This is a genomic window from Bradyrhizobium sp. SPXBL-04, from assembly GCF_051853035.1.
Taxonomy (GTDB): domain Bacteria; phylum Pseudomonadota; class Alphaproteobacteria; order Rhizobiales; family Xanthobacteraceae; genus Bradyrhizobium; species Bradyrhizobium zhanjiangense.
Genome location: NZ_CP182472.1, coordinates 5,868,721 through 5,882,796 on the forward strand (window position 1 = coordinate 5,868,721; position 14,076 = coordinate 5,882,796).

The 14,076-nt window shown below is 65.3% G+C and carries 13 protein-coding genes; 11 read left to right on the forward strand and 2 right to left on the reverse strand.

The window, feature by feature from the left end; genetic code table 11:
• The first annotated feature begins 52 nt into the window (after positions 1-52).
• The 4 genes from ACNJX8_RS27930 (at position 53) to ACNJX8_RS27945 (ending at position 5,498) form a co-directional block, all read left to right on the forward strand.
• Complete coding sequence (locus ACNJX8_RS27930) at positions 53-1,924, forward strand: methylmalonyl-CoA mutase family protein (RefSeq protein WP_439357452.1); 1,872 nt, start codon at positions 53-55, stop codon at positions 1,922-1,924.
• Positions 1,921-2,385 carry a GFA family protein gene (locus ACNJX8_RS27935; RefSeq protein ID WP_091890856.1) on the forward strand — a complete coding sequence of 155 codons (465 nt, stop codon included), beginning with the start codon at positions 1,921-1,923 and terminating at the stop codon, positions 2,383-2,385. The genes ACNJX8_RS27930 and ACNJX8_RS27935 overlap by 4 nt, the downstream gene beginning before the upstream one ends.
• A gap of 23 nt (positions 2,386-2,408) precedes the next feature.
• Positions 2,409-4,565: a methylmalonyl-CoA mutase gene (gene scpA / locus ACNJX8_RS27940; protein ID WP_439361991.1), complete on the forward strand. Its 2,157-nt coding sequence runs from the start codon at positions 2,409-2,411 to the stop codon at positions 4,563-4,565.
• Between the two features lie 198 nt (positions 4,566-4,763).
• Positions 4,764-5,498, forward strand: coding sequence for a DUF3298 domain-containing protein (locus ACNJX8_RS27945; protein ID WP_439361992.1), 735 nt, complete (start codon positions 4,764-4,766; stop codon positions 5,496-5,498).
• 7 nt (positions 5,499-5,505) lie between these two features.
• Here ACNJX8_RS27945 and ACNJX8_RS27950 read toward each other — a convergent pair whose 3' ends face one another.
• The gene (locus ACNJX8_RS27950; RefSeq protein WP_439357453.1) at positions 5,506-5,997 is read right to left on the reverse strand and encodes an SRPBCC family protein; all 492 of its coding nucleotides are present in this window, start codon (positions 5,995-5,997) and stop codon (positions 5,506-5,508) included.
• 218 nt (positions 5,998-6,215) lie between these two features.
• On the opposite strand from ACNJX8_RS27950, the gene ACNJX8_RS27955 reads away from it, so the two are divergent.
• The 7 genes from ACNJX8_RS27955 to ACNJX8_RS27985 all read left to right on the forward strand — a co-directional run bounded on the left by ACNJX8_RS27955 (position 6,216) and on the right by ACNJX8_RS27985 (position 13,049).
• Positions 6,216-7,208, forward strand: a complete 993-nt coding sequence (locus ACNJX8_RS27955) for a tripartite tricarboxylate transporter substrate binding protein (RefSeq protein ID WP_249760568.1) — start codon at positions 6,216-6,218, stop codon at positions 7,206-7,208.
• 192 nt (positions 7,209-7,400) lie between these two features.
• Positions 7,401-7,892, forward strand: a complete 492-nt coding sequence (locus ACNJX8_RS27960) for a tripartite tricarboxylate transporter TctB family protein (protein WP_439357454.1) — start codon at positions 7,401-7,403, stop codon at positions 7,890-7,892.
• A gap of 4 nt (positions 7,893-7,896) precedes the next feature.
• Positions 7,897-9,408 (forward strand): tripartite tricarboxylate transporter permease, encoded by a 1,512-nt coding sequence (locus tag ACNJX8_RS27965; protein WP_439357455.1) that lies wholly within the window; start codon positions 7,897-7,899, stop codon positions 9,406-9,408.
• An 87-nt stretch (positions 9,409-9,495) separates the two neighbouring features.
• The gene (locus ACNJX8_RS27970; protein ID WP_439357456.1) at positions 9,496-9,783 is read left to right on the forward strand and encodes a hypothetical protein; all 288 of its coding nucleotides are present in this window, start codon (positions 9,496-9,498) and stop codon (positions 9,781-9,783) included.
• A 53-nt stretch (positions 9,784-9,836) separates the two neighbouring features.
• On the forward strand, positions 9,837-10,823 hold the full coding sequence (gene meaB / locus ACNJX8_RS27975; RefSeq protein ID WP_439357457.1) for a methylmalonyl Co-A mutase-associated GTPase MeaB: 987 nt from the start codon (positions 9,837-9,839) through the stop codon (positions 10,821-10,823).
• Entirely contained in the window at positions 10,820-11,476 is a 657-nt protein-coding gene (locus tag ACNJX8_RS27980; protein WP_439357458.1) for a pyroglutamyl-peptidase I family protein, read from the forward strand. Before meaB ends, ACNJX8_RS27980 begins: the two co-directional genes overlap by 4 nt.
• A 202-nt stretch (positions 11,477-11,678) precedes the next feature.
• The gene (locus tag ACNJX8_RS27985) at positions 11,679-13,049 is read left to right on the forward strand and encodes a TIGR03808 family TAT-translocated repetitive protein (RefSeq protein ID WP_439357459.1); all 1,371 of its coding nucleotides are present in this window, start codon (positions 11,679-11,681) and stop codon (positions 13,047-13,049) included.
• Here ACNJX8_RS27985 and ACNJX8_RS27990 read toward each other — a convergent pair.
• Positions 13,046-13,633 carry a TIGR03809 family protein gene (locus ACNJX8_RS27990; protein ID WP_439361993.1) on the reverse strand — a complete coding sequence of 196 codons (588 nt, stop codon included), beginning with the start codon at positions 13,631-13,633 and terminating at the stop codon, positions 13,046-13,048. The genes ACNJX8_RS27985 and ACNJX8_RS27990 overlap by 4 nt on opposite strands.
• Positions 13,634-14,076: the final 443 nt, after the last annotated feature.

Here is a 14,076-nt window from a genome sequence, read left to right on the forward strand (position 1 = left end):
GCCGTGGCAATTTCGCCTGCGAATAACAAGATTGTCGGGAGCCCCTCGCCGCATGACCTCCATGACTGACGACCTGCCGCTGGCGGCGGAATTCCCCAAGGCCACGATCGAAGACTGGCGCAAGCTGGTCGACGGCGTGCTGAAAGGCGCGCCGTTCGAGAAGCTGGTCGGCAAGACCTATGATGGCCTGAAGATCGAACCGCTCTACCCGCGCGCCAAGGGCGTTGCGCCCGTGGCGGGCCGGCCGCTGGCTGCGCCCTGGCAGATCATGCAGCGGATCGATCATCCCGATGCGGCCGCCGCGAACGCACAGGCGCTGACCGATCTCGAGAATGGCGCGACGGGGCTTGCGCTGGTGTTCGCCGGCGGCAGCGGCGCCCATGGATTCGGCCTGGAACCGTCGGCCGATGCGGTCGCAAAAGTCTTGAAGGACATCCATCTCGATGCCGGCATCGGCCTCGAGCTCCAGATCGGTCCGCAATCGCGGATGGCCGCGATCCATGTCGCGGAATATGTGAAGAGCGCTGGCCTCGATCCCGCCGCCTGCAACATCCGTTTCGGGCTCGACCCGCTCGCGGCTGGCGCCGTGTGGGGTCACAGCCCTTATACGTGGGAGGAAATTGTTCCCGCCGTCGCCGGCGCCATCAAGGGCCTGGTGGCGCTCGGCTTCAAGGGACCGTTCGCGTCGGCCGACGGGCGCGTGATCCACGATGCCGGTGGCTCCGAGGTGCAGGAGCTCGCCTTCGTGCTCGCCTGCGGCGTTGCCTATCTGCGCGCGATCGAAGGCGCCGGCATTGCGCTGGAGCAGGCGCAGGGCATGGTCTATGCGCGGCTGTCCGCCGATGCCGACCAGTTCCTGACCATGGCCAAATTCCGCGCGCTGCGGCTGCTCTGGGAGCGCATCGAGACGGCGTGCGGGCTCACGCCAAAACCGCTGTTCATCGCCGCCGATACGGCCTGGCGCATGCTGACGCAGCGCGACCCTTACGTGAACATGCTGCGCGCGACCATCGCGACCTTTGCGGCGGGGCTTGCCGGCGCCAATGCGATCACCGTGCTGCCGCATACGCTGGCGCTCGGGCTACCCGATCCGTTCGCGCGGCGCGTGGCGCGCAACACGCAGCTTTTGCTGCTGGAAGAGAGCAACCTCGCCAAGGTCAGCGATCCCGCCGCCGGCGCCGGCGGCATCGAGACGCTGACGGCGCAGCTCTGCGACGCCGCTTGGGCGCTGTTCCAGGAGAGCGAGAAAGCGGGCGGCGCCTTCGCAGCGCTTCAGCAGGGTCTGTTCCAGGGCAAGGTCGCGGCGACGCGAAAGGCGCGCGACGCCAACATCGCAAAGCGCCGCGACGTGCTGACAGGCGCCAGCGAGTTTCCAAATCTGCATGAAAGCGAGACGGTCGTGCTGAAGGCTACGCCTGTCGCGCTTCCGCCTTACGGTGAGCAAAAATACAAATTCGATGCGCTGCCACCGATCCGGCTGGCGGAACCGTTCGAGGCACTGCGCGACAAGTCGGATGCCGCGTTGAAGGCGCGTGGCGCGCGGCCAAAAGTGTTCTTGGCCAATCTCGGCACGCCCGCCGATTTCACGGCGCGCGCGACCTTTGCGAAGAGCTTCTTCGAAGCCGGCGGCATCCAGGCCGTCGACAGCGAGGGCTTTGCCGATCCGGCCAAGCTGGCCGCCGCCTTCAAGGCCTCCGGCGTCGCGCTTGCCTGCCTTTGTTCCAGCGACAAGGTCTATGCGGAACACGCCGAGGCTGCGGCGAAGGCCCTGCAATCGGCCGGCAGCCGTCATATCTATCTGGCAGGCCGCCCGACCGATACCGAGGCGGCGCTGCGCGCGGCCGGCGTCACCGGTTTCGTCTTCGCCGGCGGCGATGCGCTTGCGACGCTGCAAGACGCCTATCGACGGATGGAACAGGCATGACCGAAACCAGCAAACCCGTTCTCACCGGCGGCTGCCAATGCGGCGCCGTGCGCTTTGGAGTCATGACTGCGCCGACCAGGATCTCGATCTGCCACTGCCGGATGTGCCAGAAGGCGGCTGGCGCGCCATTCGCCTCCTTCGCCGACATCAACAAGACGGACTTTGCCTGGACCAAGGGGCAACCCTCGTTCTTCCGCTCCTCTTCGATCGCCGAGCGCGGCTTTTGCGCCGCCTGCGGCACCCCGCTGAGCTTTGGCCGCATCGACGGCGACCGGATCGAGATCATGACCGGCGCTTTCGACCATCCCGACCGGGTGATACCGACGCGGCAGTTCGGCACCGAGTCCCGCCTCGGCTGGGTGGTCGGCATCGCCAACCTGCCGAGCCAGACCACGCAACAGAATTACGGACCGGAGAAGATGGCGACCATCGTCAGCCATCAGCATCCGGATCATGATTGAGCGTCTATGATATGGTTGAGACCATGAGCCGCATTCCCAATTTCGCAGACGTGGCCTTCGCGCGGACAACCCCCGCCGCACCGACCGGCAGCGCCGAGCCGTGGCTGACGCCCGAGGGCATTCTGGTGAAGCCCGCCTATGGCGAGGCCGATGTCGCCGGACTCGATTTCCTGGACACCTATCCGGGCATCGCGCCCTATCTGCGTGGTCCCTACCCGACCATGTATGTGAACCAGCCCTGGACCGTCAGGCAATATGCCGGCTTCTCCACGGCCGAGGATTCCAACGCGTTCTACCGTCGCAACTTGGCTGCCGGACAGAAAGGCCTCTCGGTCGCCTTCGACCTCGCTACACATCGCGGCTATGACAGCGACCATCCGCGCGTCGGCGGCGACGTCGGCATGGCCGGCGTGGCCATCGATTCCATCTACGACATGCGCACGCTGTTCGCAGGGATTCCGCTCGACCAGATGAGCGTGTCCATGACCATGAACGGCGCGGTGCTGCCGATCCTCGCGCTCTATGTCGCGGCCGCCGAGGAACAGGGCGTGCCGCCGGAGAAACTCTCAGGCACCATTCAGAACGACATTCTGAAAGAGTTCATGGTGCGCAACACCTACATCTATCCGCCCGCGCCCTCGATGCGGATCATCTCGGACATCTTCGCCTACACCTCCACGAGGATGCCGAAATACAACTCTATTTCCATCTCCGGCTATCACATGCAGGAGGCCGGCGCGACGCAGGACCTCGAGCTCGCCTATACGCTCGCCGACGGCGTCGAATATCTGCGCGCCGGCCTTGCCGCCGGCCTCGACGTCGACCGGTTCGCGCCGCGCCTGTCGTTCTTCTGGGCGATTGGCATGAACTTCTTCATGGAAGTCGCCAAGCTGCGCGCCGCGCGCCTGCTCTGGGCCAAGCTGCTGAAGCCCTTCAACCCGAAAGACCCGCGCTCGCTGTCGCTGCGCACGCATAGCCAGACCTCGGGCTGGTCGCTGACGGCGCAGGACGTCTTCAACAACGTGATGCGCACCACGGTTGAGGCGATGGCGGCCACCCAAGGCCACACTCAGTCGCTGCACACCAATGCGCTGGACGAGGCCTTGGCGCTGCCGACCGATTTCTCGGCGCGTATCGCCCGCAACACCCAGCTGTTCCTCCAGCAGGAGAGCGGCACCACCCGCATCATCGATCCCTGGGGCGGTTCGTATTACGTCGAGCGCCTGACGCGCGACCTCGCGGCGAAGGCGTGGGGCCACATCCAGGAGGTCGAGGAGCTCGGCGGCATGGCCAAGGCCATCGAGGCCGGCGTGCCCAAGCTGCGCATCGAGGAAGCCTCGGCCAAGACGCAGGCCCGGATCGATGCCGGCAAGCAGGCAGTGATCGGCGTCAACAAATACAAGCCGACTGACGAAGCTCCCATCGACATCCTCAAGGTCGACAACACCAATGTCCGCCGCTTGCAGATCGACAAGCTGACGCGGCTGAAATCCGAGCGCAACCAGAAGGACGTCGATGCCGCCCTTGCCGCGCTGACGCGCTCGGCCGGCGAAGGCAACGGCAATCTGCTCGCACTCGCCATCGACGCGGCGCGGGCCAAGGCGACCGTCGGCGAGATTTCGGAGGCGATGGAAAAGGTGTTCGGCCGGCACCGCGCCGAGATCAAATCCATCACCGGCGTTTACAAGCGGGAGGCGTCCAGCATGGGTAACCAGGTCGAGAAGGTTCAGGCGCTGATCGACGCCTTCGAAGAGGCGGAGGGCCGCCGGCCGCGCATCCTGGTCGCCAAGATCGGCCAGGACGGCCACGATCGCGGCCAGAAGGTGATTGCGTCAGCCTTCGCCGACATCGGCTTCGACGTCGACATCGGGCCGCTGTTCGCCACGGCGGATGAAGCCGCGCGGCAAGCGGTCGAGAACGACGTGCATATCCTCGGCGTCTCCTCACTCGCCGCCGCCCATCTTACCGCCGTGCCCGAGCTGAAGGCGGCGCTGAAGAAGCAGGGCCGCGACGACATCATGATCATCGTAGGCGGCGTGGTGCCGCCGCAGGACTACGACGCGCTCTATGCCGCCGGCGCCGAAGCCATCTTCCCGCCCGGCACCGTGATTGCGGACGCAGCCGAGGAGCTGATCCGCAAGCTGAACGCCCGGCTCGGGCATAGCGAGGCGGCGGAGTAAGTCAGCCCTCGATAAACGCATCCGGATTGAACCGGAAGCACGGAGGTGCGACCAACCGCATACCGGTTGATGACGCTGCCGATGGCGCGCGACCAACGCTTGAGGACTCATAAATTGGCTAAGTTGCAGGATGGCGCGTACGCGCAGAGGAAAAGCTTGATGCGATGCGCCGCTATCGCCACGACCGTTGTGGCGACGATGCTGCTGTGCTCGCCGACGCTCGCCACCGGTCCCAAGCCCGATGCCGTCCTCAAGAACAGGAACATCGAGGCGCGTGTCCTGCTCGACGACACGATCAGAGCCGATGCCGTCCTCACGGCCGATTGTCTCACTGAGGCGAGAAAGTGGCTCGACAAGAGCGCGGCGGAAGCGGCCGCCACACGCAAGACCGATCCGGTGCTCTTCAGGGATGGTGCGTGGGAGTTCGAGCGCAATTATGGCATTCGTTCGGTGGTGGGCGATCGCTATATCAGCATCGTCAGATCCGATTATACGGACACTCACGGCGCACATCCCAATTCCGACGTCGACACGATTCTGTGGGACAGAACCGAGAGCAAGCGCATCTCGATCCGACCGTTCTTCATCGAAACGGCCGACAACGGCCCCACCATGAAAGCGATGTTGAAAGCCGTGATCGCCTCGCTCACGATCGAGAAGAAGAAGCGCGATGTGGCCGACACGAGCGACGAGTGGATCAAAAATCTCAAACCAAGTCTCTTGAAGATCGGCGCAGTGACGCTCGCGCCGTCAACTGAGATCGGAAAGAGCCCCGGTCTCACCTTCCACTATCCCCCCTACGCCGTCGGCCCCTATGCCGAAGGTGCATACGTCGCCTTTGTGCCGTGGGAAACGCTGAAGCCCTATCTCACGCCGGAAGGTCTGCGGATTATCGGCGGCGCACGGCCGAAGGACGACGCGGATGAGCAGTGAGTGCTCGCTAACGCGATCGCGGACTGACGCGAGCCAATGTCCGCGCAAGTGAGTCCGTCCAATCGGGAATCCAGGAGCCAAACAGCGCTTGCCAGCGATCGGCGTCCGCAGGTTCCGTATCGAGGGCGACCGACCATTCGATGAGAGTGCGGTCGCCTTCGATGATCGGGCGCAGATGCATGGTGCCCTGGTAGCGCGTCGGCGCTGGCGCTTGGCTCCCCGCTTGGCTGCCGTCATCTTGCGGATATGGCAGCGCTTCGAGACCGGCATAGGTCAGGGTGTGCTGCCGGTCCGAGTGATCGACCAAGCGCTGGCGGATCCAGTTTCCGCGATAGCAGAAGCGCCTGATGGCGCCGACTTCGTCGCCGCGCTTGTCGTCTTCGATCACGCTCTCGCTCACCCCGTCGATGTAAGCGGGATAGTTGTTGAAATCGCGGATCAGCGACCAGACTTCGTCCATCGGGTGGTCCAACACGGCGCTGTAATAGGCTTGGGTCATCGGAAGCGTGCCTTTGGCTTTCGTTACGCGCTGAGGTTGGCGACTTGCGCGGACAAAACCCACCCGATTTCCGACTGCCCTTTCCGATGGGCCTCCAGCTTTCACACAACACTGCGATCTCGTTGGTAGCGCTACCTTGCAGCGGCGCCGCAAAGCCGACTAGAATGCCGCCGTTGACAAGAGCGCCCGACGTCACGGGCGCCGCTGGGAGGCATTCAATGTCCAAGATTTCGCGCCGCACCTTTGCGGCTTCATCCGCCGCCGTTGCGGCATCCGCCGTGTTCGGGTTCAAGCCCGCACGCGCGCAAACCTATCCGGCGCGTCCGGTCACCGTGATCGTGCCCTGGGGCGCAGGCGGTGGCACCGACGCGACCGCGCGCATCGTCGCGGCGCTGCTGGAGAAGGATCTCGGCCAGCCCTTCAACGTGGTCAACCGCACCGGCGGCTCCGGCGTCGTCGGCCATAGCGCAATCGCGACTGCGCAGCCCGATGGTTACACCATCGGCATGCTCACGGTCGAAATCTCGATGATGCACTGGCAGGGCCTCACCGACCTGACGCCGAAGAGTTATACGCCGCTGGCGCTGATGAACGAGGATCCCCCCGGCATTCAGGTCTCCTCCTCCTCGCCGTACAAGACGGTCAAGGAGCTCGCCGAGGCGATCAAGGCGGCGCCCCCAGGCAAGTTCAAGGCTTCGGGTACCGGCCAGGGCGGCATCTGGCATCTGGCGCTGGTCGGCTGGATGCAGGCGATGGGCCTGCCCGCCAACCAGGTCGCCTGGGTGCCCTCGAACGGCGCGGCGCCGGCCATGCAGGATCTCGCCGCCGGCGGCCTCGACCTCACCACCTGCTCGGTGCCGGAAGCGCGCGCCATTATCGAGGCCGGCAAGGCCAGGAGCCTCGCCATCATGGCACCGGCGCGCAATCCGATCTTCAAGGACGTGCCGACGCTGAAGGAGGCGATGGGCATCGATTACGCGACCGGCGCCTGGCGCGGCATCGGCGCACCCAAGAACCTGCCGCCGGAGATCGCAACAAAACTCACCGCGGCCCTGAAGAAGGTCTACGACTCCGCCGAGTTCAAGGACTTCATGAGCAATCGCGGCTTTGGCACCGTGTGGGGCGATGGCGCCCATTTCGCCGGCTTCATGGACAAGGGCGACGCCCAGATGGGCGAGGCAATGAAGGCGGCCGGCCTGAGCAAGGCGTGACCTGGTACTGCGACGCTCTGATCGCCTCTCCCCGCCTGCGGGGAGAGGCTGGAATTCGCGCAAAGCGCGGATTCCGGGTGAGTGGGACTCTCCACGAATCCAACTCTCACCGTCCTCGCGGAGGGCCCCCCTCACCCCAACCCTCTCCCCGCGCGCGGGGAGCGGGAGAACAACTCTTTGTAGGACTCCCCCATGCGTCTTCCCGACTCCGTCACGGGATCGTTTCTCGTCGCACTCGGCGCGGCCGCCGCCTATGGCGGTTGGATCTTGCCGCCGGTGCCGGGGCAACCGGTCGGCCCCAACGTGTTTCCGCTGGTGATCGGCACGGGGCTCGCGCTATGCGGGCTCGCGATCGTGTTCGGCATCGGCCATTCCTTCGAGGAGGAGGAAGAGCTCATCCCGTTCGAGGACGGCCAGGCAGCTAGACCGCCGCCGCAGGGCAAGCTCTACGGCCTGCGCGCGCTGCTGCCGCCGGCGCTGCTGCTGTTCTACGTCTTTGCCGCCGACCGGCTCGGCTTCATCATCACCGCGGCGATCATGGTCTACGTGACCTCGACCGCGTTAGGGGCGAAGTGGAAGCTGGCGTTGCCGCTCGCGGCGCTCTCGCCGTTCGCGATTCACCTCATCTTCGGCAAGCTGCTCCGCGTGCCGCTGCCTGCCGGCCTGCTGCCGACGCCCTGGTAATCCCATGCTGAAAACCCTGATTGATGCGTTCGCACTGATCTCCACCTGGGAGGTCATCATCGCGATGTTCGCGGCTTCCGTGTACGGGCTCGTGATCGGCTCGCTGCCGGGCCTGTCGGCGACGATGGCGACGGCCCTGCTCGTCCCTGTCACCTTCTACCTGTCGCCGATCGCGGCGATCGCGACCATCGTTGCGGCCTCCTCGATGGCGATCTTCTCCGGTGACATTCCCGGCGCGCTGCTACGCATTCCCGGCACGCCGGCTTCCGCCGCCTATGCCGACGAAGCCTATGCCATGACCCGCAAGGGCCAGGCCGAGCTTGCGCTCGGAGCCGGCGTCTGGTTCTCGGCGGTCGGCGGCATCGCCGGGGTGCTGTCGCTGATGATCCTGGCGCCGCCGCTCGCCGAGATCGCGCTGTCGTTCTCGACCTTCGAATATTTCTGGCTGGCGTTGCTCGGCCTGATGTGCGCCACTTTGGTCGCGCGCTCCTCGCCGGTGAAGGCGATCGCGGGGATGTTCATCGGCCTGCTCGTCTCCTGCATCGGCATCGAGAATCCCGGCGGCATCCCGCGCTTCACCTTTGGGATCACCGATCTGTTCGGTGGCATCGAGCCGATTCCGGCGCTGGTCGGCGTGTTCGCGGTGGCGCAGGTGATGCGCGCGATGCTGACACCCGAGCCGCCACCACTGCCACGGCGAAAATTCGGGAGCATCATGGCCGGCCAGTGGAAGCTGACGAAGCTTTATCACTGGCAGATGACGCGCGGGAACATCGTCGGCATCATCATTGGCGTGCTGCCCGGCGCCGGTGCCGACATGGCCGCCTGGGTCTCCTACGCGATGTCGAAGCGGTTCTCCAAGGAGCCGGAAAAGTTCGGCACCGGTCACGTCGAAGGCCTGGTCGAGGCCGGCGCCAGCAACAATGCCAGCATCGCCTCCGGCTGGGTACCTTCGCTGCTGTTCGGCATCCCCGGCGACACCATCGCCGCGATCGCGATCGGCGTGCTCTACATGAAGGGCCTCAATCCCGGCCCGACGCTGTTCACCGAGAAGGCGTCGAGCATGTATGCGATCTATCTGATGTTCATCATCGCGAACATTTTGATGATTCCGCTCGGCATCGCCATGATCCGCGTTGCCGCCTACATCCTGCTGGCGCCGCGCTCCACCGTGATGCCGATCATCATGCTGTGCTGCGCGGTCGGCTCGTTCGCGATCGGCAACAACATGTTCGGCGTCGTCACCGTCGCCGCCTTCGGCGTGATCGGCTATGTGATGGAGGCCAACGGCTACCCCGTCGCAGCCATGGTGCTCGGCATCGTCATGGGCACCATGGTCGAGCAGGCTTTCGTCACGTCGTTGATCAAGTCGGACGGAAGCATCCTGCCGTTCTTCGAGCGCCCGGTCGCGGCGATCCTTGCCGCGATGGCGATCGGCGCGCTGCTGTGGCCGGTGATGGTGTGGATCTGGCGCAAGATGAAACCGCTCCAGACGGCCGCGGGAACATCCCGGTGATTCCAGGCGAGCGGCCCTCGCCTGCCGATCGAGACGCCCCTAAGTCCGGCGCTGGGCCGCTTGGCGGCTTTGTGCTAGTATCCAGCCATGACCGAGGTCGCCGACATTCCGCTTCAGACAATTGTTCTGAAGCTCAAGAAGATTGCTCCCGCCTTGATGCCGCCGACCGCGGAAGACCGGTTGCGAGACATTCTCGAAGCCATCGTTGAGATCGAGGCATTGCTGGCAGGCTACAACCTCGACCTCTTCACTGCAGACAAGACGGAGAATGGTCGATTTCGGCAATCACTTGCGCCACGCGTACCATGCAACAGACGTAGGAATTGTGTGAGCCATCGTTCAAGATCACCTTCCGCTGTTGAAATCTTTCGTTGAACGGTGCATTCGGGCATCCAACTGATGATGCATCCACCCGCTCGCCTGCAACGATGACCAGCCCCAAGACGCTCGACATCAAATCTCTCGCCCGCGACCTCCGCGCCGGCAGCCGCGCGGCGCTGGCGCGGGCCATCACGCTGGTGGAGAGCCGACGCGGTGACCATCAGGCGCTGGCGCGCCAGCTGGTGCAGATGCTGCTGCCCGACACCGGCAAGGCGGTCCGCGTCGGCATCACCGGATCGCCAGGCGTCGGCAAATCAACCACGATCGACGTGCTCGGGACGTATCTGATTGAACAGGGCCACAAGGTCGCCGTGCTCGCGGTCGATCCGTCCTCGGCGCGCAGCGGCGGCTCGATCCTCGGCGACAAGACGCGGATGGCGCGGCTGGCGGCCTCCACTGATGCTTTCATCCGCCCCTCGCCGTCTTCGGGCACGCTCGGCGGCGTCGCCGCCAAGACGCGCGAGGCGATGCTGCTCTGCGAAGCCGCCGGCTTCGACGTCGTGCTGGTCGAGACCGTCGGCATCGGCCAGTCCGAGACCGCGGTCTGCGACATGACCGATTTCTTCCTCGCCCTGATGCTGCCGGGCGGCGGCGACGAGCTACAAGGCATCAAGAAGGGTCTGGTCGAGCTCGCCGACATGATCGCCATCAACAAGGCCGATGGCGACAACCTCAAGCGCGCCAAGATCACCGCGGCCGACTATCGCGGCGCGCTGCATATCCTCAGTCCCCGGTCAGAGCATTGGCACCCACCGGTCGAGACCTATTCGGCGCTCACCGGCACCGGCATCGCCGAGCTCTGGCAGAAGGTTCTGGATCACCGCAAGGCGATGAGCGCATCCGGCGAGTTTGCCGCGCGTCGGCGCGATCAGCAGGTGAAATGGATGTGGTCGATGCTGGAGCAGCGGATGCTGGCGCGGCTGCGCAGCGAGGCATCGGTGCGGGCCAAGGTCCGGAAGATCGAGGCGGAGGTGGCCGACGGCCATCTCACGCCGGCGCTTGCCGCCGAGCAGATCTTGGAGTTGCTGCAATGAGCGAAAAGCTCCGCGTTCTCCTGACCGGATTCGGACCGTTTCCCGGCGCGCCCTATAACCCAACGCAGCCGCTGGTGGCGCGACTGGCGCAGCTGCGCCGCCCGGCACTCGACGATGTCACGATTGCAAGTCACATCTTCCCGGTCACCTATGCTGCGGTCGACCGGCAATTGCCTGACGTGCTCACGAAGGTGAAGCCGGATGCGCTTCTGATGTTCGGCCTCGCCGCACGCACGTCTTACTTGCGCATCGAGACCCGCGCCCGCAATGCCGTCACCATGCTCTGGCCGGATGCCGCCAACACCCGTTCGAGCAAGCGCGGCATCGCTGGCCATGCGGACGCGATGACGTTCGGTCCGCACACCGCACGGCTGCTGCGCGCCGCACGTCTCACCGGCATCGATGCGCGCTCTTCGCGCGATGCCGGCGCCTATCTCTGCAACTATCTGAGCTGGCGCGCGATCGAGAATGTGAGAGCGGGCGGGCCGAGGCTTGCGGCGTTCATCCACATTCCCCTGCTCGCGCGCAGCGGCGCCGTGCGCCGCAAGGGCGCGCCGCGGATCACATTGGACGAGTTGGTGGATGCTGGCGAAGCAATGTTGATGGAGATGGTGCGGTTGGCAAGGAAGGAGCGGAACACGCCGATTTCGTAGGGTGGGCAAAGGCGCTCTTGCGCCGTGCCCACCATGCATCTTCATCCGAGGTGACAATGGTGGGCACGCTTGCGCTTTGCCCACCCTACCGCACCTCGCTTGCGTAAACATTTAACCCTACCGCGAACAATCCTCACGCCACCGGCCGCGCTGCGCTACCTAGTCGGCGCGGACACTTCCCGCGTCCGCCGAAGGACGCGTCATGGACCTCAATCGCCGTCATCTCATCGGAGCCTCGACCGCCGGCATCGCCGGCGCGCTCGCCATGCCGGCTGACGCTGCCCGCGCGGCGCCCCTGACATCCCTGCTCGGCCGCGACGCCACGCAATACGGCGTGCGGCCCGGCAGCAGCGAAGACCAGACGCGAGCGCTTCAGCGTGCGATCGACGAGAGCGCGCGAGCACAGGTGCCGCTCGCCTTGCCGCCGGGCATCTACCGGACCGGCCTGTTGCGGCTCCCGAACGGCGCGCAACTGATCGGCGTGCGCGGTGCGACGAAACTCGTCTTCACCGGCGGCGCCTCGGCGATCCAGAGCGATGGTTCCGATGCGATCGGCCTCACCGGCATCACCTTCGACGGCGGCAACATTCCGCTGCCGGCGCGGCGCGGCCTGATTCACGTCCTCGGCGGCCGCGACGTCGGCATCACCGATTGCGCGATCACCGGATCCGGCGGCAGCGGCATCTGGCTCGAGCAGGTCTCGGGCGACATTTCCAGCAATATCTTCACAAATATCGCGGTGACGGCGGTGGTCTCGTTCGACGCCAGGGGCCTCAGCGTTTCCCGCAACACCATCACCGGCACCAACGACAACGGCATCGAGATCCTGCGCACCGCGATTGGCGATGACGGCACGCTGGTCGCTGACAACCGCATCGAGGACATCAAGGCCGGCCCCGGCGGCTCCGGCCAGTACGGCAACGCCATCAACGCCTTTCGCGCCGGCAATGTGATCGTGCGCGGCAACCGCATCAGGAATTGCGACTACTCAGCCGTGCGCGGCAACTCCGCCTCCAACATCCACATCACCGGCAACAGTGTCAGCGACGTGCGCGAGGTCGCGCTCTATTCCGAGTTCGCGTTCGAAGCTGCGGTGATTGCCAACAACACCGTCGACGGCGCCGCCGTCGGCGTCTCCGTCTGCAATTTCAACGAGGGCGGCCGCATCGCCGTTGTCCAGGGCAATATTATCCGCAATCTGCTCCCGAAGCGCCCGATCGGCACCGCACCCGACGACGATGCCGGCGTCGGCATCTACATCGAAGCGGATTCATCGGTGACCGGCAACGTGATCGAGAACGCGCCATCCTACGGCATCGTCGCCGGCTGGGGCAAATATTTGCGCGACGTCGCGATCACAGGCAACGTGATCCGCAAGGCGCTGGCCGGCGTCGGCGTCTCCGTGGTGCCGGGCGCCGGCACCGCGCTCGTCAACAACAACATGATCTCCGAGACCCCGCGCGGCGCCGTGGTCGGCCTCGATCACGCGCGTGCGGTGACGTCGGACCTGTCGGCCGACGGTGCGCAGCGGTTCGCGCAGGTGGTGGTCGGGGGGAATGCAGTGCGGCGTTAGAACGCGTTCCGCAGCAGCGGGTATTTTGCCTGCAGGCCGTCGAGGCTGAAGGTGAATTCGACGACGCGCTCGGGGGCGGCGACGATTTCGGCCGCGGGCGGGGAGAACTGCGGCAGAAGCGTTGCCATCGTGGCCGGCGCCGTCGGCGGTGCCATCACGGCAGGTGCCGTGATCGGTGCCATCGCGGGCGGCGCGGAGAGCGGTGCGATCGGGGCGTCGGTGATGTCGGCGAGAACGTCCGGCTCGGGATCGAGCCTGACTGGCACGGCGGTCTCGGGCGCGATGTGGACGGCCTTCGGCTGCACGGTCTGCGCCTGTTGCTCACGCGGAAACACGCGCGGCATCGTCGCCGGCGACCAGCCGAAGGCGGGCGCCACGCTCGCGGCTGCCGCAGCGACGTCCGCGCCCGTTGCAAGTGCGCGCCAGGTCTGGACCGCGCGCTTGGCCTCCTGGATATTTTCGAGGAATGCGATCTCGGAGTGGTAGCGGCGCCAGCGTCCGGTCTCGAACATTTCGGACAGATGTTGCAGCCGCTGCTCGGCGAGAACGCACCAGCGTGCCGCGATGTCGCGGCTAACAGCCACGTCGCGAACGACTTCTTGGCGATGTGTCATGAACCAGCCCGTCAGGAGAAAACACGGACGCGGGGACGCAACGCACACGAATCAATTTAGACGCGACATGAATATTTTGTGGAAAAGTTTTGACTTGTCCAGCAACGACGCCGCGCCCGTCATCAAACACCGTAGTCGTGCGGAGATTTCCTGTGTTTTCGAGTCAAGCTTCGCACAAGCATGACGGGCTTGCGGCGTGCCGAGTCGACGATCGGCACGAACGCGGGCGCGATCCTTCAACCGGAAGCTGAACGAGCGCCAAGCTTCAAAAGATCAGATGCCCAAAAGAAAAGACCCGTCCGGGGGGACAACCGGACGGGTCGAGCCATATGGGCGCTTGGGGTGGATGGGCGCTCGCGCCTGATATGACTGATGGGGAGGGATGACCGCTCCCACATAATTTGGTCGTGGCA